Here is a 21,631-nt window from a genome sequence, read left to right on the forward strand (position 1 = left end):
TAGCATTTTTAAATTTTCATTTGATTAGCTTCCGGCAGAAAAGCCGCACCCCCAAAGGGATGCGGCTTCAATGGACCTGGCGGGATTTCAACCCGCAAAATGCACAATTTTTCACAGTAGTAAAAACCGGCTGCTCTTTGCATTGAGCTACAGGCACCATGCTATTATATTCACCAGTTTACAAAACTTTATACAAAAAAAGAATGCCGCGGCAATCGCGGCACCCCCTGGATGATTATTTTATAAAAAACAGAAGCCCGGAAAAAGGACGTTTTTTCTTGTCAGTCACTTTTATTCTGTCTGCCAGAATCTTTTCCTGGTTTTCCTCGATCCATCTTTTGACTTCCATCTTATTTTCGCATGTTGTATGATACATTTCACCGCTTTTTCCTGAAGCATTAATGACATATCTGCAGCTTGTATTTCCCATGCAAAACCACCCTAATAATGATTTTTCACTCATTATAGCAGGTTCATAAAATAACGCATCCATCTTTTATCCTGCCTTTTCCCTGTTGATTTATAGCTGATTTCCCAGCATTTTTAAAGGCAAAATCTTCTACTGGCCCTGGTTGAGGGTTTCGCTCCAATCAAGGATGGCGTCACCTTCCAGATATCTTTCGGCGTCAAGGGCCGCCATGCAGCCGGTTCCTGCAGCTGTGATGGCCTGCCTGTACCTTTTATCCTGGACATCGCCGCAGGCAAACACACCTTTGATATTGGTCTCTGTCGTGCCAGGCTTTACAGTGATATAGCCAGACTCATCCAGGTCGATCTGGCTGCCGAGGAATCCTGTGTTGGGCCTGTGGCCGATGGCAACAAAAATGCCGTCTGTTTCCAGGACTTCTTCCTCTCCGGTTTCATTATTCAGCACTTTAAGGCCGGTCACCTTATCAGATTCTGATAGGACCTCTACAGGAGTCCTGTTCAGTTTCCAGCTGATTTTCTGATTTTCCCTGGCCCTGTCCTGCATAATCTTTGAAGCCCTCAGCTCATCTCTGCGGTGGACAATGGTTACATTGTCAGCAAATTTAGTAAGGAAGTTGGCCTCTTCCATGGCAGAGTCCCCGCCGCCGATGATCAGGACCTTTTTCCCGCGGAAAAAGAACCCATCACAAGTGGCACAGGTGCTGACTCCCTTGCCTATATTGTCTTTCTCGCCGGGAATGTTTAAAAGCTTGGCAGAGGCGCCGGTTGAAAGAATGACTGATTCTGCTTCTATTTCTCCAATACCGTCTGCCTTCATCCTGAACGGCTTTTTTGAAAAATCTGCTTCTGTCACCCATCCTCTCTTAAAGACCGCACCAAAGCGTTCAGCCTGCTTTCTCATATTATCCATCAGCTCAGGACCCATGATTCCATCGGTGAAGCCCGGGAAGTTCTCGACCTCTGTCGTCAGTGTCAGCTGTCCTCCAGGCTGATCGCCCTCAATGATTACCGGATTCATATTGGCACGGGCCAAATAGATTGCTGCAGTCAGGCCGGCAGGTCCAGTTCCAAGAATTACTACCTTTTCCATTATGATCAACCTCCAATAACAGTTTCTATTGTTCCGTACCCTTTTCATCCTTATTTATAACAGGCACCTGCAACTGGCCACTTGACACTTCCCTGTAAAAAAGGAAGCTTCCCTCATGACTTGGGAAGCTTCCTGCAGATCTATTTGTCCCTTATTCTTAAAAGCCGCAGCCCATTCAGCGTGACAATCAATGTTGCGCCCATATCAGCAAAGATGGCAATCCATAAAGTAAGCCAGCCGGGAATGACGAGCAGCAGGGCCACAAGCTTAATGCCCAGCGAGAATGTAATGTTCTGCTTGATGATCGTCATTGCTTTTCTGCTCAGCTTAACCGTAAAAGGCAGCTTCCCGAGGTCATCAGCCATCAGTGCAATATCAGCCGTTTCAAGAGCTGTATCCGTACCAGCGCCTCCCATGGCAATCCCAACTGTTGAAGCAGCCAGTGCAGGTGCATCATTCACACCGTCTCCCACCATGCCGGCACGTTTATATTTCTCCCGCAAGTCTTTGATATAGGAAAGTTTGTCTGCAGGCAGCAATTCGGCTTTGATGTCGGTTACCCCCGCTTGGACTCCAATGGCTTTTGCCGTTCCAAGATTATCACCTGTCAGCATAATAGTTTTCTCAATTCCTAATGCATGAAGCTTTTGAATGACATCCCTGCTATTTTCCCTCAGCACATCTGCAACAGCAATCACTCCCATTATTCCAGCTGGAGTTCCTGCTGCCATCACTGTCTTGCCCTGGTTTTGCAGGTCCAGTATCACCGTTCTTAATTCTTCAGGAATTCCATTCTGCAGTACTTCATCAAAAAGATTTGGACTGCCGACATAGCAGGTTTCACCACCTATCTTGCCTTTAATTCCTTTTCCCGTGATGGAGGCAAAGTCCTCCACTTCAATGTTTTGATAGTCCAGCCCTTCCTGCTCCGCTTTTTTCATGATGGCTGATGCCAATGGATGCCGGGAGCCGTTCTCAAGGGCAGCCACAGCAGAAAGCAGCTGTTTGGAGTCAGTCCCTGGAGAAGGGATAAAATCTGTAACAGCGGGACTCCCTTTTGTGAGGGTCCCTGTTTTATCGAATGCCAGGGCTTTTATGCCCCCCATCTCCTCCAGATGGATTCCGCCTTTGATCAGTACTCCATTTTTAGCAGCATTGCCAATCGCCGTCACAATGGCAACCGGAGTTGAAATGACCAGGGCACACGGACAGCCAACCACCAGCACTGCCAACCCCTGGTAGATCCATTCGCTCCAATCAGCACCAAAAAATAGAGGCGGAACAACTGCCGCACCGAATGCCACCATTATAATAATTGGTGTGTAGTACTTGGCAAATCTGTCGACAAATGCCTGTGAAGGGGCTCTTTCGGCCTGGGCTTCTTCAACAAGATGAATGATTTTGGCTATTGTTGTATCTTCTACGCGCTTGGTCACCTTAATTTCAAGGACACCTTCTTCATTTATCGTCCCAGCGAATACTTCATCTCCCTTTGTTTTTGACACAGGGACAGATTCACCCGTAATGGCAGCTTGATTAACAGAAGATAAGCCTTTATCCACTGTTCCATCCATCGCAATTTTCTGGCCTGGCTTTACTATCATGATATCGCCAAGCTGGATATCCTCCACCTCAACCATCAGTTCCTGATTTCCCCTGCGGATCAGCGCTTCCCTAGGGGCTATATCCATCAGCGTCCGGATCGACTGGCGTGCTTTATCCATTGAATAGGTTTCCAGGGCCTCACTGATGGCAAATAATATGACAACAGTGGCCCCTTCCCCCCATTCACCTATAAATGCTGCACCAATGACCGCTATGGTCATCAGCGTCCTCATATCAAACTGGAGGCGGAAAAGGTTTTTTAAGCCTGTAATAAAAAGACGGCAGCCGCCGATTGCTATTGAAGCTGCGTACGCCAGGGCAGAGAACAAACTTTCCTCGCCGTTCATGTGTCCAGCTGCCCAGCCGATAATCAGCAGGACGAAGGAAGCTATAACATAAGAATGCTTTTGCCAAAAAGGCTCTTTCTTTTCTTCAAACCGCTGATTCTCAGGGATGATCCGCAGGTTTTCAAAGGCACCGGCCTTTTCCAGTTCCTTAATCGTGGCGTCTCCGTATACAGTCAGTTTTGAAGCGCCAAAGTTTACATTTGCATTAGAAACACCATCCAGGTGTTTTACGTTCTTTTCGAACTTAGCTGCACAGCCTGCTCAGGAAAAGCCCTGCACTCTATAGACCGTTTTATCAATAGATTTCCCCAAAGACTCACTCATTGGCCGGCCACCTCCTTTTGATGTTCGAAGGCAATCCGTATCAGCTGCTTCACATGCTCATCATCCAGGGAATAATAAACGAGCTTGCCTTCTTTGCGGTATTTTGCCAAACCAAGATTGCGCAGCAGGCGCAAGTGGTGGGAGGCTGTAGCAGTCGTACTGCCGACAATATTGGCTACATCACATACGCACAGCTCCTGTTCATGGCAAAGGGAAAGAGCAATCTTGACCCTGGTATCATCGGACAGCGCTTTGAATATTTGCGCAACTGCCTGTGTATTTTCTTTTTCAATGCTTTTCTTTATACGTTTAACTTTTACTTCATCCACACATTTTACTTCACAAATGTCATTCTGCTTCATAGCTTCACCTCAACATTCAAACATGTATTTGATTATTAGTTTATGCAATTATTGGCAAACGGTCAAATAATTGTTTGAATGTTCCGGGAAAATTTCTGTGAAGTATGTGTCTATTTTTTGAAAAAGCAAAAATCCTTTCTGACATTTGTTCAATAAGGATTGTTTCATTGAGAGGTTTTTTTGTATGCTAGCATAGTAAAAGAAGATTTAAAGAGAGAGGGAGGTTCGATGAAGAGATCTATTTTTCCGATTCTTGCTGCTATTACGCTTGCGGCAGGATGTTCTTCTGCAGAGGAGGATTCCTCACATGCAGGCCATTCAGATGAACATAAGGATCAGGGTGCTCCAGAATTAACTTATACCCTGGGAAGCAATGATTGGGCGGCCGTGACCACTTACACAGACAGCCCGGAAATACTGGAAGCTTATCAGTTTGCAGTCGAGCATCCCGAGGTACTTAATTATATGCCATGCTATTGCGGCTGCTACGAGGAAGATGGCCACGAAAGCAATACCAATTGCTTTGTTGACAGTGTCAGCGGCAGCACCGTTTCCCTTGATACAATGGGCTTTGGCTGAGGGGTCTGTGTAGACATAGCCCGTGAGGCTAAATCAGAGTTTAATAAAGGGACACCTCTTAAGGATATCCGTACAATGATCGATGAGAAATATAAAGGGACAGGGATTGAATCAACTCCTACCCCAATGCCTGAAGTGTAAAAGCTTTGGCGGCAAAGGAAAAGCACACATCTGAAACTGCAGATGTGTGCTTTCTATTTTTGAATTTTAACAGGAGCTGCTTTCATTTTCACATTTCTTACTTAAGCCAAGACCTGCGCTTGACTCAAACGCCAGTTTCGCTGAACCGCTTGATGCGATCTCCTATCTCATCACGCACATGCTTACCTACCTTTCGTTAACCTGCCTCAATTGGCACAGGATAATTCTGTGGGTTTAAAAAATTTCCACATAAAGATGATTAGCAGCATGATGCCTGAAGCCAGCCAAAAAACATTTGCCATTCCTATTGCTTTTTCTAACGAATATCCAGAGATTGGCCCTACAGCTGCTCCCAGATCAATTACGATTGTATAAGATGTCATAAAAAAGACTTTCCCTGAAGACTTAGAACAATATTGAGACATAAGTGTATCCATCACGGTAATAAGACTTGAAGAGGTCAGCAGATGCAAAAGTAAAAAAGGCAGCCATACTGCAATCGGCAGATGCAGGGGAATCACCGCCAGAAGAATCGCAGCCACACCTAAAAATGACAGCAGTATCTTGTGTTTTTCATCTGTTCTGTCCAATGCAGATCCTACTTTTGACACGACGAAAGGAGCAATTCCCCATCTGATTGCCTGCATAATGCCAGCTAAAGCAGCTGCCCCTATGGCCAGCCCATGGATATTGACTTGATCTGAGTATTGAATTTCAATCAAATGGCTTAAGCTTGCTGTCAGCATCCCATCAAGAAGCATCATCACCAGGAAGGCTGTCAGAAAAATCCTGATTAATTCTGGTTCCTTAAGCAGCTTCACATTTTCATATATGGTTGGTCCTGTTTGTTTTGGCGTATTTGTATGCAGAGCCTCAGGAAGAAATAGATGCAGGAAAGGAAGAATGATGAAAACAGAAAACCCTAATATCATACTGATGGCTGACATCCCGAACAAATCAGCAAACAGACCCCCTAGAAGCATGCCGAACAGGCTTCCGAGCCTGTACAGCCCGTTATACAACCCCATGAGCTGGCCCCGATTGCTGTCCGCTGCAAGCTGTAATATCAATAAATAAGCTCCAATCTTAAATATGGACCAGCAGAACCCCCAGATTGACCGAAGAAGAATCCACAATTCAAAATCTTTCACCACACCATATCCTAAGGTCGTGATGCCGCTAAAAATAACAGCTATGTACATCGCATTTCGAAATGTGACCTTTTTAAAGAAAAAACCAATGAGCGGATTCAGCGGCAGTCTCACAAAGCGGTTAACAGAAAGTAATACGCCGACCTGGATCAAAGATGAAAGCCCCGCTTCTTTCCAATGGACCGGCAAAACAATATAAAGCATAGAATCACCAGCCATACAGATTGCGGTCAAAAGGGCCATGCCTATTATAGTCTGCCTGTCAGTCTGCATTCTGCCCTCCCCTTTCAAAAGGACCAGTCATGTTTGGCTGGTCCTTTGTGCTGACTTATAAATTTTTTAATTCCAGCGAAGCGACAACGGCAGGTCCGCAGCAAGATTCCTGGCCGGCGCTCGCAGCCATGGTGTCAGACACACAGCAGCTTGATTGGATATTCGTGCTGCATACCCCTGTCTCGGGCAGCTCAAGCTGCACTTCTTTTGCGCCTTCTTTATCGCCGGTTAGATACGCTACTATGGAACGGACCTGTTCATAGCCTGTCGCAAGCAGGAAAGTCGGGGCCCTGCCATAGCTCTTCATGCCTGCAATATAGAAGTCCTTCTCAGGCTGGCGCAGTTCCTTTTCCCCATGCGGCCGGACGGTCCCGCAGCTATGGATATTCGGATCTATCAGCGGTGCAAGTTCCCCGGCACTTTCTACTGCAGCATCCAGCTGCAGCCTCACCTCATGCAGGAATGCTGTATCCGGCCGGAACCCCGTGCCCGCCACAATTTCATCAATATCCCCAATGGACATCTCTTCTCCATTCAGTTCTCCGATTAAGGCTAGTTTACCGTTGACTGATTGGACCTTGCTGATATGAAACGGAGTTAAAACCTTCACAGCCCCGGACTCCACAAGCTGCTGAATTCTGATACCGAGTTCTCCGCGGGCAGGCAGCCCATCGTTTTCCTGCCCGCCATACACTTCAGCTATATGCTTTTTTCGAAGTATCCAGTGAATAGCTGTATCAGGATATTCTTCTTTAAGCCTCGCCAGTTCAAGGAGGCCGTTAATGGCAGAATGGCCGCTGCCCACCACTGCAATGGTTTTATTTTTATATTTGCTTCCCTGCTTTTGAATATCAGGGATACCATAATGAATGCGGTCTCTCAGCGTTCTTTCTGACTTCGTCCAGATTCCATTCGATAATATAGGATTGGGATTAGTCCATGTACCTGAGCAGTCAATTACGGCTCTCGCTTCGAATAATTCTGTGGAATCTTCAACATCCACATAGATTTGAAATGGAGCGCTGTCCCTCTTTCCCGTTTTGAGTTTATCGTGTGCTTTTCTTGCGATACCGGTGACTTTTGCTTGTAATAAAATGTTTTTCTTTATGGCCGGAAGGCTGCTTAAAGGAAGCAGATACCGCTCGATAAGCTCCTTGCCTGCAGGCAGCTCTTGATCATCCGGAGCTTCCCATCCTGATGCCTCCAGCAATTCCTTCGCTGCAGCATCCACATTGTACTGCCAGGGGGAGAACATTCTGACATGGCTCCATTCCTTTATGCTGGAACCCGCACCATCACCGGATTCAAATAATATAAATGGCTCTTCTTTTTTCACTAAATGGGCTGCTGCTGCAAGACCGACCGGACCTCCTCCAATAATCGCAACAGGCAATTGCCCCTCATTAACCCTCTTCATCATATGTCCTCCTCTATTTAAGCAAAATTTTTAACAGCCTTTATTGTCTTTCCTGTCTCCGCAGCATACCGGGGATTCTGTCATGACATTCGCCAGAAGGCGGACGGATCGCTGGACAATATCCCGCTCAAAATCATTCATACGGGCAAAGACATCTTCCAGATAGGTATTCACCTGCTCATCAATGCCATCTGCAACCTTCTTTCCTGAGTCTGTCAATGAAAGGATGCTCGCCCTTTTATCTTCTTTGGATGGAAGCTTTTCAACCAGCCCCATTTTGCTTAATGTCTGAATCTGCCTCGAAAAAGTGGCAATTTCCACACCCAGAAGATCAGCGACATACTGCATGGACGGATTATGATTGACGCTTATTTCATAAAGGATATGGCTTTGAATCGCGGATACATCTATTCCATCTACAGAACAGCACACTTTGTTCAGCAGTCCAAAGCTTCTGGTAATGGATTGAAATGATTCTCTCATGCTAGTCCCTCCCTATATCAATGCAATCTTTTTTTCCTTCGTTTCCGTGATGCCGGAAATGATGGAGCAAGCTGTTTTTCTAAGGCCTAATATAAATCTGAATGTCGGACCATGACTATGGGATGAAAGGGGACCTGCAAAATAAAGTCCAGGTATATTCGATTCAAATGACTCACTCAATCTTGGGAACTGGGAAAAACCTTGTTCCCTGTCAATTTGCTCACGCAATTCGGCATTGATAAAATAGGCTTTGTCTAAATCGATATGAAACCCTGAAGCTGACAGGAGATGGTCCGCCAGCTTTTCTGTCCCATCAGACAACTTTAACAGCAACTGGCCATCCTGTTCTTTTATCTGTTGAATTTGTACATTTGCCCTTTGGGGAACGATTCCGTCGACATATGGTTTTAAGAAATGGGCAATACTCCCTGGCGACTGGCCCCATTCTTCTTTCTTTTCATCTTCAGTGAGATGGAAGAATACATTACCCAGATCCCTCAGTTCTATCTCAGCTTCTCTGCTTCCGGCATAATTAGGTGATGCGGCTCTGTACACCAGCTCCACCTCTGCTCCTTCACGCTTTAATAGACCGGCTGCTTCCCATGCACTCTGTCCGCTTCCGAGCACGATAACCTTTTTATCCTTAAAAGCGGAGAAGTCTGTGTATCCGGAAGTATGGGAAACCAGCTTCGGGGAAAAATTTTTAACCATTTCCGGCAAGTATTTATAATGTTCAACTCCCGTTGCAACAACTACATTTCTGGCAAAATGCTTTTCGCCTGAATCTGAAACAACTTCATAGATGCCTTCCTTAAAGGAAACATGAGTGATTAATTGAGGAGTAAATATGATTCCTGCTTTCTCCGCAAACCAGCTGGCATATTGTGTAAAAATCGTACGCGGAAGAGGAGTCACAAGCTGTATCCCTGTTTCCGCTGCAAATTGATGTACTGTCCACTTATCCTCAGGATCAGAAAAACTCACAAAATCATGCGGGGTTCGGATAAACATATCCTGCGGCATTTGATTTTTCCAAAAATCCATAGGATATCCAAAAATTTTATAAGAAAGACCATTTCCCAATGCATGGGCAGCAAGTGAAATTCCATAAGGCCCAGAACCAATAATGATGACATCCAACATAATAACCTCTCCTTTAGTTTACAAAATTGAGTAAATTTATGTATAAATAAAATACTTATAATTAATTTATAATACTTTTAGTTGAAATTTACAAGTATTTTTAAAAAAAAAAAAAAAAAAAGAAAGCCAGCAGGCCCTGATGTATTTAGCAGCCAATTGCTCTCATATCTTTTTAATAAACCGGCAGCATGAGAGGAAATGAGTGATGGACTTATAGAAGCTTTTTTCGTTTTGTTGGATTTTTGGTCAATATGCTTTCCTCTTCCTTATGGAGGGCCAGAAAAAAAGAAATGACATGCAGAAGGATTTCACTTGAAAAAATCAAGCAACTTCATCCACCATGGATCATCAAATTGACCATCAGATACCTGATGAAAACCGCTGAAGATCCCCAAATGTGTGATACCCTGTTCATGGTGGACATTTGGCGTATAGAAAGAGAAAAAAAGAAAATTCGTTCTCTCTGCTTTAACGATTGCCGGAGGCGGTTCTCCAGTTTGCTTCTCACTAAATTCCAGATAGTCCTGTTTTGAAGGATTGGTCAGGATGAATAAAATGGCCAGTAGAACTGCAGCTTCAAAAATAGATAAGCTCCTATTCCTCATGGATCTGTACCTCCATTTTTCTTCTTAGAAGCACATTTCGTTTAATTCCCCTGTAAATCCTTTTTTTTAAACGGATTTTGCCCAAAAGAAAAGGAAGCCGAACGGCTCCCCGTTTTTTTTATCCCTACAAATACTTCCTGTGTATCCCTTTCCCGTCATAGGTAAACAGCATCTGCTTGCCCTCAACGATCGTTTCGAGATTGACGCTGCGCCCCCAGAGCTGATGAACATAAGGAAGGACTTTCTCAAGGTACTTCAGATCCAGTTCAATTCCTTCAAATCCGTGCTTTAAGTACAGCTCCCCGTTTTTCAGATAGTCTCCGTCTGCGACTGTTAAGTATGGGAACCCTCCATTGACCCTCATGCTGACAAGCTGATCCCTTACCTCTTCCCAGCCTTTGTCCACGATCTTATAATCCTTCCCCTGCTTCTGAAACAGATACATATCCTCCCGCATGACAAGATCCTTTGTCAGGTAATTGCGCAGGAAGGAGATATCTGATTCGACTTCGCGCACTTCAAACATCTTCTCCCTGCCGGCTCCGCTTTGGACGCCGCGCTTTTTCATTTCCTCTGAAGGATTGTCATAGCGGTCTTCAATATCCTCGAAAATTTTCAGGCCAAGATAATATGGATTGATATTAGTCCTCGAAGGCTGCACCACCCCTGCGTTAAGCTTCGCAAATTCAATGGATTCATCGCTGGTCAGATCCATCTCGCGGAGGATCCTCTGGTGCCAGAAGGATGCCCAGCCTTCGTTCATGATCTTCGTTTCCAGCTGCGGCCAGAAATACAGCATTTCCTCGCGCATCATCGTCAGTATATCCCGCTGCCAGTCTGTAAGCTCCCGGCTGTATGATTCAATAAACAGCAGGAGGTCCTTTTCAGGCTGCGGGGGAATTTTCTTCAGCTTCTTTTTCTTCTCAGGCTTCTTTTTGCTTCTGCTGTCCAGATTCCAGAGATCATCGTAAGGAGTCGCAGCCGGTGCTTCCTCTTCTTCATATTCAAAGTCTTCCGCGCTCCAGGCAAGCTTCGGCCGCATCAGGCTTGGATCAATATGCTCCTCGATGGCTAGCACAGCATCCAGGAAGGTTTCCACCTCATGCTTCCCATGCTCGATTTCATACTGGCGGATCCTTTCTGCTGTTGCAGACATGCTCTCCACCATGTCCCTTTTTGTATTCTGGAAACGGATATTGTTCTTGAAAAAGTCGCAGTGGGCCAGGACGTGGGCCACAATCAGTTTATTCTGGATAAGCGAATTCGAGTCAAGCAGAAACGCGTAGCAGGGATCTGAATTGATGACAAGCTCATATATTTTTGATAGGCCAAGGTCATAATGAAGCTTCATTTTATAAAACTGCTTGCCAAAGCTCCAGTGGGAAAATCGTGTGGGCATCCCGTAGGCGCCAAATGTATAAATGATATCGGCAGGGCATATTTCATACCGCATCGGATAAAAATCCAAGCCGAAACCCGTGGCAATCTCGGTTATTTCCTGTATGGCATGCTCAAGGCCTTTGCGGTCGGTGTCTCTCATCATCTCTCCTCCTTCATCTTCTTATCTCAATTTATGAGAGAAGGACGGGATTGATGAATCAATAAAAAGGGACTCTGCATCCTGAGTCCCTTAGTGCCTACTTTTTCTCTTCCACCGACAAGCTGATCAATTTATCATTGACAGTGTCATGCGACACCCTTACGACAACTGTCTTTGTTTTCTGTCCTTCTTTTACCTGAAACTCGAACAGATCTGCTGCCGTATTCTCTGATAATGCCTGACGCCCCTGGTACTGGTAGTCGACGACTTCTTCCCCGGGATAATCCTCTTTGATCACGGAAGTCGCTATGCGGCCGAATTTTTCATAATCAGGCTTCTGCACAGCCAGGGCTGCCGGAGAAGCAAGTGCTGATAATAAAAATCCAAAAAGCAGCATAGAAAGAAAATGTTTTTTCATTTTTCAATCCTCCATCTTTTTTCATTAGCTTTCTTCAGAACTGCAGACTTTATGCATGGTCATTTACTGCCGAGAAGTATCCTGCACTGCTTGTTCTATACAGGTAAAAGATGAAAGACGCGCTGTATCAGGAAGACCAAGATTTGCTGAGAGAAATCTGTACTGAAGGGCGCAAACTAATATCATCTCCTCAACATAGGAGGGTGAGCCAGATGAATAAAGTCGATTATGACCGGGCGTTATACTACACACACCGTTCAGAATGGGATAATCTCCTGATATTAATGGTCCGAACCCAGGACCAGTTCCTTTCCAAGAAAATTGAGCATTTCCTGCATGCGTATAACTTTGAAAAAGACTATTCCATGATCGAAAAGCATTTGTATTCTTTGCTGAGATATATCGATCATGCAAATGAAATTTCAGAGGACAGCCTGTTCAAGGAGCCTTTGTCAATATAACAAAAAGAATTCCACCAAAAAAAACACGGTCAATCAGGCCGTGTTTTCCTTTGCTTCCCCTATTGTTTTCTCCTGCTGTCCTTCCTGGAGCAGCTTTCCTGCAATAACAGCTGCTGCGAAGGAAAAAATAAGCAGGAAGGATAGAATATAAAAACTGAAAGCTATGCTGGGGGCTCCTGACAGCCCGGTAAAAACAAGCAGCAGCAGCGTCCGGATTAAAAGCCCCATGGACCGGAAAAGGCTGTCTGTCCTGCCGATCAGATGATTCGGCACCCTTTCCATCATCAGTGCATTCCTGGCCACTCTTGTTCCAGCATTGCCAAAGGCAAGGAAGATCGCTAAGGACAAGAAGACAGGAACATCTTTTATAAAAACAATGACCGAAATGGCTGCTGTATAGGCACCGATCGTCAGAATCATCGACCTTTCATTGCCCCACCGGGAAGCGATGGCCGGAACAGCGAGTCCGGCCAATGCGGCTCCTATCCCATAAATCATGCTTTGGGTTCCATATACCGAAGCATCAGCCTGCAGAATATCCGCGATATAAACAGGGAACAGATAATTGGTCACCATGACGCCAATAAAAGGCATCATTGAAGCAAAAAGGAAGACAAACAGCACCGGACTTGCTTTAAGAAACAGCAGACCGCCTCCAGCTTTCACTTTCCCCTGCTGTTTAACAGAATTTTCTCCTGAGGTATAAGGAATCAGCCAAAACAGCCCAAATGCTCCCAGATAGGTCAAAGCATCAATCAGCAGCAGCCGCTCCAGAGGGACAGTGGATATGATGGCCGCTGCAAGCGCCCCCGCTGCCACGCTTGAAAGCTGGCCCTGAATCTCCATGGCGCCATTGAGCCTTCTATAGTGGGAAGGGTCGAAAATTTCCTGGTTGAATGCAAAGATGGCGGGATAAAACAATGTATAATAAAGGCTTCCAGCCCCGTACAGAATGATTAGATGGACTGTTTCATAATCGAGTCCAAAATAGCCGGCTGCGGAAAAAGCAGCGATTATGATAAAGCCTGCTCCTTCCCCGAACAAAAGTATCCTTTTGCGGGAAAAGCGGTCAATCAGCTGGCCAAAAAACGGTGTAACAGCAAAATTGATGATGGTCATGGCTATGGCCGCATAACCGAAAACCTTCCCGCCGTTTTCACCGGATGCAAGCAGCCAGGGAATTGCAATCATGGTAATCCCAGACCCGATGGAAGACAGAATATTGGCAGCAACAATAAAGCAGAAGCGACGATCGCGGTACAATCCATTCATGCTTTTTCCTTACTTGCCTTTCATCTGGACATAGCCATTTACATAAAGTTTCAGTTCATCCATCAGCTGATCGACGAGAGCTGCCGGCTCCTCGTTCAGCCCGTCATTATCATAATCAAAGCAGTGAGGATCGAGCACAAGCTGTTTTGGGATCACATTTGCATAGACCCCTCTTCCAACAGTCCTCATATTATTCAGGGCATTAATGCCCCCTTTTCCTCCGCCGGATACAGCGAGCAGTGCAACCGGCTTATGTGCGAACTGATCACTGCTCAGAAAATCAAGGGCGTTTTTCAGCACGCCGCTCATGGCGCTGTGGTATTCAGGCGAAGCAAGAACGATCCCGTCTGCCTCTGCAGCCCTCTGGCGCAGCTCCTTTACAGCCGTCAGCTCGTACTGGTGCTGCTCCCCGCTGTAAAGGGGAATCTCACCCAGGCTTAAATCAATCAGGTCTGCTCCGTACTTTTTCGCAATATAACGGGCAGCGATTCCTGTTCTGCCCTTTTTTCGTGGACTTCCGCTAAATACTGCAATTTTCATGCTAGTTCTCTCTCCTTTTCTGTAGCTTCTCTATGTTCTTATTATAGGGAGAGACTGCACCGCGGAAATCGTCGCTTTGTTTTAATGTTACATACACATTTAGTCTAACTGAAAATTCAGGCACCTACAACTTTGGATGGAGCCGTATTAAACAAGCTTCTCCCTCACAGCCAGCAGTGCTGCCTGCGTCCGGTCCGAGATCTCGAGCTTTGACAGCAGATTGGATACATGTGTCTTGACCGTTTTCTCTGTGATAAAAAGGGAGGCAGCGATTTCTTTGTTGCTTTTCCCTTTCGCTATCTCCTTCAATACATCGAGTTCCCTTTTTGTCAGTTCATCTATTGGGCTTTTCTTCTTATCCTTATTGGACAGATGTGACAGCAGGTGGGAGGTTGCCTTTGGATGCAGCTGATTTTCCCCTTGCGTAACCTGGACGATCGCCTTGACAAGCTCATCCGGTTCAATATCCTTCAGCTGGTATCCGGAAGCCCCTGCCTCAAGTGCCGGAATGACATGGTCCTGATCGGAAAAGCTGGTTAGCATTAGAACCTTTGTTTCCGGGTATTTCTGTTTGATCATTCTTGTTGCCTCTATCCCATTCATATTCGGCATATCCAGGTCCATGAGGACTATATCCGGCTTTAGTCTCCCTGTCTGCTCGACTGCCTCCAGCCCGTCCTTTGCCTCCCCCGCAATTTCAATCTCCTTCTGCGTCTTAAGGAAAAAAATCAGACCCCTTCTGACAACATTGTGGTCATCAGCCACCAGCACGCGCACTTTCATCATAATCCCCCTTAAATTGGTATGCTTATCTGTATTTCTGTCCCTTTGCCTGGCGCAGTTTTGATAGAGAAACTGCCGCTAAGCATTTCTGTCCTTGCCTTCATACTGTTCAGTCCCATAGTAGGCAGGCCTTTTCCTTTATGATAGTAGAATCCGCAGCCTGCATCCTTTATGATCATTGTGACTCTGCTGCTGTCTTTCTCCACAAAAAGCCGCACCATATCCTTGCCTGAGTGCTTCTTGCAGTTTCCGAAGGCTTCCTGCCCCATTCTCCACAATGCTTCTTCAATTTTCCCCGGGAGGGCAATGATTCCTTTTACTTCTGCCTCTACCTGTAGGCCGAGCATCTGGCCATAATTCTTCAGGGCGCTGACAAGCCCGTTCTCAAGGCCGCGCGGGCGAAGCTGCCAGATCAGTGCCCTCATCTCGCTGAGCGCCTCCTGGGCAAGATCTTGTATGTAAGAAAATGTTTCCTTCACTTCAGCCCCTTCGGCCATTTCCATCCCGCCCCTTGCCGTTAAATTCACAGAAAACAGCAGCTGATTGACAGAGTCATGCAAGTCTCTTGCAAGCCTGTTCCTCTCAGCCGTAAGAGCCAATTCCTGCTCCCTCTGGGTCAGGGCAATCCGTTTAAGGGCCGTGCCTATTTGAAACGCAACTGATTCCAACAATGCCAGCTCCCCATCAGAGAATCTGGTTTTATGAGGGGAGCCGATATTAAGAATGCCGAACCTCTCTTCCCCTGCCCTCAAGGGGACACTGGCATGGTGGGTCAGCCCATTCGTATCTCCGCGCCCCTCTTCAATCGCTTCTTCAATCCGCTTGCAGCCGATAATATTGGTCGCCTTATTCAGCTTGCCATTATTGAATCTGTCAACGCACCAGCAGCCTCCCTGGCACATTGGCGCATAGTGATTTAAGGACAAGGCCTGCGGAAGCCGCTCTTTTGCGGCAAGATGATATCCTCCTTCCCCATCAATCAGAAAGATCCAGCCTGTTTCCAGATTTGTCACTTCAAGCAGCTTCTTCAGCACTTCCGGCAAAACTGACTTTATATCCGTCCCCTCATTGAGAAGCTCTGCGATTCCTTTTAATATTTTCACTTCAGAAAGCCGGTCTTCCATGGTCATAGTCGTGCCTCCCATTTTTACTCTCTTTATTATAAAGCTTTGTGAACAGTTCGGCCTTCGCATTTTGGATGAGGAGCGTCTGCGGCTAAAGTTGCAGCTTCTTTATTAAAAATGCGCAGAAGAAAAGGCGGATTCTGCTCTGCAGAACGGCCGCCTTTTCTTTGGTCAGGCCTTCTTGGCCTCTTCAAGCTTTTTCATTTTTTCATCAATCAGATTCATGAACTCGTTTTCAAGCTTAGCCAGCTTTTCCCTGCTCTCTTCCAGTCCTGTGCTGTTGACTCCGAAATAGAATTTGATCTTCGGCTCTGTTCCGGAAGGACGCAGGCAGATCCATGAACCGTCCTCAAAAAGATACTTGATGACATTGGACTTCGGCAGGCCGATTGGTTCTTCCTCGCCTGTGGCCGGCTTTGCAAGGCCTGTCAGATAATCTTCCATCCTCAGGACCTTCCATTCACCCAGGCTTTCAATCGGATCTCTTCGGAAGGAAGCCAGCGTTTCCTGGATCAGCTCGGCCCCCTGCTTCCCTTTAAGGGTGAGAGATCTGAGCCCTTCCAGATAATAGCCATATTCCTTGTAGATAGCCATCAGTGCATCGTACAGCGACATACCCTTTTTCTTGTAGAAAGCGCATGCTTCTGTCGCCAGAAGGGCAGCCTGGACGGCATCTTTATCACGGGCAAAATCGCCGATCAGATAGCCATAGCTCTCTTCGTAGCCGAACAGGAATTTGTAGCTGTTTTCTTTATAGAAAGCATTGATTTTCTCAGCGATGAATTTAAAGCCCGTAAGCACATCCATGACCTCTACATCATGGGACTCGGCAATTTTTGCACCCAGTTCCGATGTAACAATCGTTTTCAGCATCGCTCCATTGGAAGGAAGCGTTCCCTTTGCTTTCTTCTCGTTCAGAATATAGTGAAGCAGAATGGCGCCGGTCTGATTCCCGGTCAGAACGGTATATTCCCCTCTGTCATCCTTGACTGCGATTCCAAGCCTGTCTGCGTCAGGATCTGTTGCGATCAGAAGATCTGCCCCAACCTCATTGCCGAGCTTGATTGCAAGTTCAAATGCGGCATGCTCTTCCGGATTCGGGCTTTTGACAGTTGAGAAGCCCGGGTCCGGAACAGCCTGCTCCTCAACGGTATAAACATGCCTGTAATCCATTGCTGCCAGTATGTCCTGCACTGGCTTACCGGCGGTGCCATGCAGCGGGGTAAATACTACTTTTATGTCTGTTTCACTGCCGAGGGCCGGATTTTCAGAAATGGTTTTGAGCTTTTCCTGATAAGCCTGGTCTACTTCCTCCCCGATCATCGTAATGAGCCCCTGCTCCAGCAGAGTTTCTTCTTCAGCCGCCTCTATCAGCAGCTCATTTTCAATTTCATTGACTTTTTCTATGACGATGTCTGCGCTTTCAGGAGGCAGCTGTGCGCCATCCTCGCCGTATACCTTATAGCCATTATATTCAGGCGGGTTATGGCTTGCGGTGATCACAACACCGGCAAATGCCTGCAGATAGCGGACCGCAAAGGATAACTCAGGCGTTGGCCTCAAACCATTGAATACATAAGCACGGATTCCGCGCGTTGCCAGCGTTTTAGCCGTCTCCATTGCAAATTCCTTTGACATATAGCGCGAATCGTACGCGATTGCCGCGCCTCTTTTTTTAGCTTCTGCCCCGTATGTTTCAATATAGGAAGCAAGTCCGGCTGCTGCCTTCCTGACCGTATAGATGTTCATTCTGTTCGTGCCGGGGCCGATTTCTCCCCTCATGCCGCCTGTGCCGAATTCCAGATCTTTATAGAAGGCATCCTCCATCCTGCTGTCATCCAAGCGAAGCTCTGCCAGCTCCTGCTGCAGGCTGCTGTCCATATTTGCATATCCAAGCCATTTTTCCGCTTTTTGTTTCCAGTCCATCTCTTTACCTCCCGGCTGCCTCTCAACAGGCTGATTGCAGTAAAGCATCTGGCGCTCGTTCTGCTTTTCTGTTATGTACTTGTTCATCCCTTCACAGGGACTGTTTATTTTATACATTCTGCTGCGGCCCGCGAATTTCCTCCTGAAACCTTTCGAGCTTTCACGACAATTTTCCGCAATTATATTATATAGAAAAAGGCCTGCCAGTGAAAGGCAGGCTGCTGATGTTATTTTTTGTAATGAATCTTATAGATATCATGGCGCCGGTCCTTCAGCTGGCGGACTGTCCCGTCCTGGCGCTGGCGCCTGAGGATTTCAAGGTCCACGTCCCCGATCAGCACCATTTCGATATTGGGATTGGTCTCTCCGACGATGCCATCCCTTGCAAACTCAAAGTCTGACGGCGCAAAAATGCCTGACTGCGCATATTGGATATCCATATTTTCCGTTTGCGGCAAGTTCCCGACCGTTCCCGAAATGACCGTATAGATTTGATTTTCGACCGCTCTTGCCTGTGCACAGTACTTGACACGCAGATAGCCTTGGCGGTCTTCTGTACAAAACGGGGTAAAAATAATCTTTGCGCCTTTATCTGCTGCGATCCTGGCAAGCTCAGGGAATTCAATATCATAGCAGATCTGGATCGCAATCCTTCCGCAGTCTGTATCGAATACCTTCACTTCATCCCCGCGGCTGATCCCCCACCATTTACGCTCATTCGGGGTGATATGGAGCTTATATTGCTTTTCAATCGTGCCATCTCTCCGGAAAAGATAGGCAATATTGTAGATTTCATCATCATCCTCTTTGACGAAATGGGAGCCGCCGATGATATTGACATTATATCTGACAGCCAGATCGGTAAACAGCTCGATATATTCTTCTGTGTACTCTGTAACCCTCCGCACTGCAAGGCTGGGTGACTTTTCATCAAGGAATGACATCAGCTGCGTGGTGAATATCTCAGGGAAAACCGCAAAATCGGCCCCTGCATCTGAGGCGACGTCTGTAAAATATTCCACCTGGTTTGCAAAATCATCAAATGAACTGATTTGCCTCATCATGTACTGAACCACACAAATCCTTACTGGATAGCTTGTTTTATAGAATCTTTTCGTTGTTGGCAGGTAGTCGACATTATTCCATTCCATCAGGGTCGCATATTTGTTGGACTGGACATCATCCGGCAGATAATTAGGATTGATCCGCATGAGAGTGAACTCATTCAGGAGCTGGAATGAGAGGACCGGATCATAAATTTTATGGCGGGATACCTCGCTTACATACTCGCGCGGGCTCATTTCCCCGGCATATTTATGATAGTTCGGGATCCTGCCGCCAATGATGATGCTTTTCAGGTTCATCTGCCGCACCAGTTCTTTCCGTGCCTCATACAGGCGGTAGCCGATTTTCATGCGCCGGAAATCGGGGTGCACCATTACTTCAATGCCGTATAAATTATACCCATCCTGATTATGGTTCGTAATATAGCCATTATCCGTCACATCGCTCCACGAATGCCTGTCATCATATTCATCGAAATTGATGATCAGGCTGGAACAGGACCCGATGATATCGCCATCATATTCTGCGACAAACTGGCCCTCCGGGAAGACTTCCAGATGGCTCTCCAGATGCTCCCGCTTCCACGGATCCATCCCGGGAAAGCATAGCTCCTGCAGGGCTATGATTTTATCAATATCTTCAGCCCTTGTATTGCGTATGATCATTTTCTTCTCAAATTTACTCAAATCCAATTTTGACATACTGTCTGCATCTCCTCTTATTCGCGCTGCATGTTAATGGCATTTACACTATGAGGGCCTTTTCTCCCAAGGCTCCGTCACGCCCGCTGTGAATAAGGAGGCTTTCAGGCTGATTGCCTTCAGCACCCCCTCAGAAATTTCCTCATGGGTAAGCCATCTGGCCTTTTCCCCTTCAAAACGGAATCCAAGAATAATCCTCATCCACTTGAGAGAGGAAGTTTCCAGGCCTTTGAAAGGCTCCCTCGAAGCATGGCTGCCTTTAATCTCATACAGCTCTGTAAACTTGTCATCTTTCGCTATGTACTGCAAAAGCCACTGGAAGCTGTCCGAAGCATCGCTTCTCATCCAAACGGCGGCCAAATCGAACGTCCCCCGGTCCAGAACAGCTTGGATCAAGCCTTCCTGGAACTGGACGGGACTGTAATAGTCTGCTTGTATAAAAGATACGTCTCCAGGTACAGAAATTTCTTCCATCATTTTTAAAAAATGGTCATGGCTTCTGCCCATTGCACTGACATGGAATCCTTCTTTGCAGAGCGATTCAATCACTCTTTTTAACATACCCGTTCCGCCAATGACTAACGCATGTTTTTTCATATTAATACTCCTTTTACAGATAGGATAATATTAGGACTGATGCTCGCCCCTGTATCAATGGTAGAATGAAAGAAGGAATTTCCGGCTGCCGTTAACAGCTTATGCCTGCACATCTTCACTCATGCTGTCCTGAACACTGCAAAAATGTGAAGATTAGGTGTCTTTAATTCAAGGGAATTTACAAGTCCGGAGAATCTCTTTATAATTTCACCATAAACCAATTAAAGGAGAAGCATATGGATAAGCCAAAACAAGATCCGAGGGAAAACCTTTTATTCCTTTCCTGGGCAGCCTCCATCCTGGCGATGTTCGGAAGCCTCTATTTTTCTGAAGTCCGCCATTATGAGCCCTGCGCACTCTGCTGGTACCAGCGCATCGCCATGTACCCCCTCGCCGTCATACTCGGGATCGCTGTGATTAAAAAAGACTTTAAAATCAGCTTTTATACAATGATCCTCTCCGCTGCCGGTGCATGCATATCTATTTATCATTATTCTATACAGAAGGTCTCATTCCTTGGCGAAAATGCCCTTTCCTGCGGCAGGGTCCCATGCACAGGGCAATATATCAACTGGCTGGGATTCATTACGATTCCCCTGCTTGCGCTTACAGCTTTTATCATTATCTTTATAACAAGCTTGATCATCTGGAAAAAAACAAAGGAGGCAGTGTGATTTGAAGAAAGTCATTATATTTTTAGTTATAATCATAGCACTATTTGCAGGTGTGGCAGTGCTCACCAGTATGCAGAATAAAGAAAAGGTATCCGGCAATAACCCATACGGAACAGAGAATCTGAAGTCTGAAACAATCGACCAGCTCGATGATCCGAACTACCAGAACATTATTCTCCCGGATGAACTGGAGAAAAAGCTTGAAGCAGGAGAAGACGCAACCGTCTACTTCTTCAGCCCTACATGCCCGCACTGCCAAAGGACAACCCCTGTTGTCGCCCCGCTGGCAGATGAAATGGGAGTCGACCTTGTACAATTCAACCTGTGGGAATTCGAAAACGGCTGGGACAACTACAACATAAACGAAACACCAACAATCGTCCAATACAAAGACGGCAAAGAAACAAACAGAATCACAGGCTCACAAGACAAAGAAGTATTCGAAGAATGGTTTAACGAGAATTCTAAATAAGAAAAAACGGGAAGGATCGCTCCTTCCCGTTTTTACGTTGTATATCAAAAAGACCTTAAAATTTTTTGTTAATAAACAAGCCCCTACTCGTAACATCGCAGGTTAATCC

The 21,631-nt window shown here is 46.2% G+C and carries 22 protein-coding genes; 4 read left to right on the forward strand and 18 right to left on the reverse strand.

Annotation, left to right across the window (positions count from 1 at the left end; all coding sequences use genetic code 11):
• Positions 1–235 precede the first annotated feature (235 nt).
• The 4 genes from ABU165_RS12260 to ABU165_RS12275 form a co-directional block, all read right to left on the reverse strand.
• Positions 236–430 (reverse strand): hypothetical protein, encoded by a 195-nt coding sequence (locus tag ABU165_RS12260; protein WP_009795082.1) that lies wholly within the window; start codon positions 428–430, stop codon positions 236–238.
• Between the two features lie 129 nt (positions 431–559).
• Positions 560–1,519: a thioredoxin-disulfide reductase gene (gene trxB / locus ABU165_RS12265; protein WP_009795081.1), complete on the reverse strand. Its 960-nt coding sequence runs from the start codon at positions 1,517–1,519 to the stop codon at positions 560–562.
• A 140-nt stretch (positions 1,520–1,659) separates the two neighbouring features.
• Positions 1,660–3,795 (reverse strand): heavy metal translocating P-type ATPase, encoded by a 2,136-nt coding sequence (locus ABU165_RS12270; protein WP_148950893.1) that lies wholly within the window; start codon positions 3,793–3,795, stop codon positions 1,660–1,662.
• Positions 3,792–4,157 (reverse strand): ArsR/SmtB family transcription factor, encoded by a 366-nt coding sequence (locus ABU165_RS12275; RefSeq protein WP_009795078.1) that lies wholly within the window; start codon positions 4,155–4,157, stop codon positions 3,792–3,794. Before ABU165_RS12275 ends, ABU165_RS12270 begins: the two co-directional genes overlap by 4 nt.
• 228 nt (positions 4,158–4,385) lie before the next feature.
• Here ABU165_RS12275 and ABU165_RS12280 point away from each other — a divergent pair, with 228 nt between their 5' ends.
• A complete protein-coding gene (locus ABU165_RS12280; RefSeq protein WP_269147780.1) occupies positions 4,386–4,877 on the forward strand; it encodes a PCYCGC motif-containing (lipo)protein in 492 nt (163 codons plus the stop codon).
• A gap of 206 nt (positions 4,878–5,083) precedes the next feature.
• Here ABU165_RS12280 and ABU165_RS12285 read toward each other — a convergent pair whose 3' ends face one another.
• The 7 genes from ABU165_RS12285 to ABU165_RS12315 all read right to left on the reverse strand — a co-directional run bounded on the left by ABU165_RS12285 (position 5,084) and on the right by ABU165_RS12315 (position 11,907).
• On the reverse strand, positions 5,084–6,301 hold the full coding sequence (locus ABU165_RS12285) for an MFS transporter (protein WP_318060189.1): 1,218 nt from the start codon (positions 6,299–6,301) through the stop codon (positions 5,084–5,086).
• A gap of 55 nt (positions 6,302–6,356) precedes the next feature.
• Positions 6,357–7,721 (reverse strand): NAD(P)-binding domain-containing protein, encoded by a 1,365-nt coding sequence (locus ABU165_RS12290; RefSeq protein WP_318060188.1) that lies wholly within the window; start codon positions 7,719–7,721, stop codon positions 6,357–6,359.
• A gap of 27 nt (positions 7,722–7,748) precedes the next feature.
• Positions 7,749–8,201 (reverse strand): MarR family winged helix-turn-helix transcriptional regulator, encoded by a 453-nt coding sequence (locus ABU165_RS12295; RefSeq protein ID WP_009795074.1) that lies wholly within the window; start codon positions 8,199–8,201, stop codon positions 7,749–7,751.
• Between the two features lie 12 nt (positions 8,202–8,213).
• Entirely contained in the window at positions 8,214–9,344 is a 1,131-nt protein-coding gene (locus tag ABU165_RS12300; protein ID WP_318060187.1) for an NAD(P)-binding domain-containing protein, read from the reverse strand.
• 308 nt (positions 9,345–9,652) lie between these two features.
• Complete coding sequence (locus ABU165_RS12305; RefSeq protein ID WP_318060186.1) at positions 9,653–9,949, reverse strand: hypothetical protein; 297 nt, start codon at positions 9,947–9,949, stop codon at positions 9,653–9,655.
• Positions 9,950–10,073: 124 nt separating this feature from the next.
• Positions 10,074–11,489, reverse strand: coding sequence for a SpoVR family protein (locus ABU165_RS12310; RefSeq protein WP_318060261.1), 1,416 nt, complete (start codon positions 11,487–11,489; stop codon positions 10,074–10,076).
• A 97-nt stretch (positions 11,490–11,586) separates the two neighbouring features.
• A complete protein-coding gene (locus ABU165_RS12315) occupies positions 11,587–11,907 on the reverse strand; it encodes a DUF3889 domain-containing protein (RefSeq protein WP_009795069.1) in 321 nt (106 codons plus the stop codon).
• A 212-nt stretch (positions 11,908–12,119) separates the two neighbouring features.
• On the opposite strand from ABU165_RS12315, the gene ABU165_RS12320 reads away from it, so the two are divergent.
• Positions 12,120–12,368, forward strand: coding sequence for a YhdB family protein (locus ABU165_RS12320; RefSeq protein WP_022543534.1), 249 nt, complete (start codon positions 12,120–12,122; stop codon positions 12,366–12,368).
• Between the two features lie 33 nt (positions 12,369–12,401).
• Here the strand turns inward: ABU165_RS12320 and ABU165_RS12325 are convergent, their stop codons facing one another.
• The 7 genes from ABU165_RS12325 to ABU165_RS12355 all read right to left on the reverse strand — a co-directional run bounded on the left by ABU165_RS12325 (position 12,402) and on the right by ABU165_RS12355 (position 20,376).
• A complete protein-coding gene (locus tag ABU165_RS12325) occupies positions 12,402–13,640 on the reverse strand; it encodes an MFS transporter (protein WP_101551058.1) in 1,239 nt (412 codons plus the stop codon).
• A 9-nt stretch (positions 13,641–13,649) separates the two neighbouring features.
• Positions 13,650–14,180, reverse strand: coding sequence for an NADPH-dependent FMN reductase (locus ABU165_RS12330; RefSeq protein WP_009795066.1), 531 nt, complete (start codon positions 14,178–14,180; stop codon positions 13,650–13,652).
• 147 nt (positions 14,181–14,327) lie between these two features.
• Positions 14,328–14,963 carry a response regulator gene (locus ABU165_RS12335; protein ID WP_009795065.1) on the reverse strand — a complete coding sequence of 212 codons (636 nt, stop codon included), beginning with the start codon at positions 14,961–14,963 and terminating at the stop codon, positions 14,328–14,330.
• Between the two features lie 11 nt (positions 14,964–14,974).
• The gene (locus tag ABU165_RS12340) at positions 14,975–16,093 is read right to left on the reverse strand and encodes a GAF domain-containing sensor histidine kinase (RefSeq protein ID WP_022543533.1); all 1,119 of its coding nucleotides are present in this window, start codon (positions 16,091–16,093) and stop codon (positions 14,975–14,977) included.
• Positions 16,094–16,258: 165 nt separating this feature from the next.
• Complete coding sequence (locus tag ABU165_RS12345) at positions 16,259–18,013, reverse strand: phospho-sugar mutase (protein ID WP_035403176.1); 1,755 nt, start codon at positions 18,011–18,013, stop codon at positions 16,259–16,261.
• Between the two features lie 227 nt (positions 18,014–18,240).
• Positions 18,241–19,779, reverse strand: a complete 1,539-nt coding sequence (locus tag ABU165_RS12350) for a carbon-nitrogen hydrolase family protein (protein ID WP_009795062.1) — start codon at positions 19,777–19,779, stop codon at positions 18,241–18,243.
• Positions 19,780–19,827: 48 nt separating this feature from the next.
• Positions 19,828–20,376, reverse strand: a complete 549-nt coding sequence (locus tag ABU165_RS12355) for a Rossmann-fold NAD(P)-binding domain-containing protein (RefSeq protein WP_101551062.1) — start codon at positions 20,374–20,376, stop codon at positions 19,828–19,830.
• 236 nt (positions 20,377–20,612) lie between these two features.
• On the opposite strand from ABU165_RS12355, the gene ABU165_RS12360 reads away from it, so the two are divergent.
• Together ABU165_RS12360 and ABU165_RS12365 are read left to right on the forward strand one after the other, a co-directional pair.
• Positions 20,613–21,050, forward strand: coding sequence for a disulfide oxidoreductase (locus tag ABU165_RS12360; protein ID WP_009795060.1), 438 nt, complete (start codon positions 20,613–20,615; stop codon positions 21,048–21,050).
• 1 nt (position 21,051) lies between these two features.
• Entirely contained in the window at positions 21,052–21,522 is a 471-nt protein-coding gene (locus tag ABU165_RS12365) for a thioredoxin family protein (protein ID WP_009795059.1), read from the forward strand.
• Positions 21,523–21,631: the final 109 nt, after the last annotated feature.

The organism is Cytobacillus sp. T106, from assembly GCF_040492155.1.
Taxonomy (GTDB): domain Bacteria; phylum Bacillota; class Bacilli; order Bacillales; family Cytobacillaceae; genus Bacillus_AB; species Bacillus_AB infantis.

Coding starts and splice junctions, on each gene's coding strand:
- ABU165_RS12260 (WP_009795082.1), bottom strand. CDS start 430: ATGGGAAATACAAGCTGCAGATATGTCATTAATGCTTCAGGAAAAAGC.
- trxB (WP_009795081.1), bottom strand. CDS start 1,519: ATGGAAAAGGTAGTAATTCTTGGAACTGGACCTGCCGGCCTGACTGCA.
- ABU165_RS12275 (WP_009795078.1), bottom strand. CDS start 4,157: ATGAAGCAGAATGACATTTGTGAAGTAAAATGTGTGGATGAAGTAAAA.
- ABU165_RS12285 (WP_318060189.1), bottom strand. CDS start 6,301: ATGCAGACTGACAGGCAGACTATAATAGGCATGGCCCTTTTGACCGCA.
- ABU165_RS12290 (WP_318060188.1), bottom strand. CDS start 7,721: ATGATGAAGAGGGTTAATGAGGGGCAATTGCCTGTTGCGATTATTGGA.
- ABU165_RS12295 (WP_009795074.1), bottom strand. CDS start 8,201: ATGAGAGAATCATTTCAATCCATTACCAGAAGCTTTGGACTGCTGAAC.
- ABU165_RS12300 (WP_318060187.1), bottom strand. CDS start 9,344: ATGTTGGATGTCATCATTATTGGTTCTGGGCCTTATGGAATTTCACTT.
- ABU165_RS12305 (WP_318060186.1), bottom strand. CDS start 9,949: ATGAGGAATAGGAGCTTATCTATTTTTGAAGCTGCAGTTCTACTGGCC.
- ABU165_RS12310 (WP_318060261.1), bottom strand. CDS start 11,489: ATGAGAGACACCGACCGCAAAGGCCTTGAGCATGCCATACAGGAAATA.
- ABU165_RS12315 (WP_009795069.1), bottom strand. CDS start 11,907: ATGAAAAAACATTTTCTTTCTATGCTGCTTTTTGGATTTTTATTATCA.
- ABU165_RS12320 (WP_022543534.1), top strand. CDS start 12,120: ATGAATAAAGTCGATTATGACCGGGCGTTATACTACACACACCGTTCA.
- ABU165_RS12325 (WP_101551058.1), bottom strand. CDS start 13,640: ATGAATGGATTGTACCGCGATCGTCGCTTCTGCTTTATTGTTGCTGCC.
- ABU165_RS12330 (WP_009795066.1), bottom strand. CDS start 14,180: ATGAAAATTGCAGTATTTAGCGGAAGTCCACGAAAAAAGGGCAGAACA.
- ABU165_RS12335 (WP_009795065.1), bottom strand. CDS start 14,963: ATGAAAGTGCGCGTGCTGGTGGCTGATGACCACAATGTTGTCAGAAGG.
- ABU165_RS12340 (WP_022543533.1), bottom strand. CDS start 16,093: ATGACCATGGAAGACCGGCTTTCTGAAGTGAAAATATTAAAAGGAATC.
- ABU165_RS12345 (WP_035403176.1), bottom strand. CDS start 18,013: ATGGACTGGAAACAAAAAGCGGAAAAATGGCTTGGATATGCAAATATG.
- ABU165_RS12350 (WP_009795062.1), bottom strand. CDS start 19,779: ATGTCAAAATTGGATTTGAGTAAATTTGAGAAGAAAATGATCATACGC.
- ABU165_RS12355 (WP_101551062.1), bottom strand. CDS start 20,376: ATGAAAAAACATGCGTTAGTCATTGGCGGAACGGGTATGTTAAAAAGA.
- ABU165_RS12360 (WP_009795060.1), top strand. CDS start 20,613: ATGGATAAGCCAAAACAAGATCCGAGGGAAAACCTTTTATTCCTTTCC.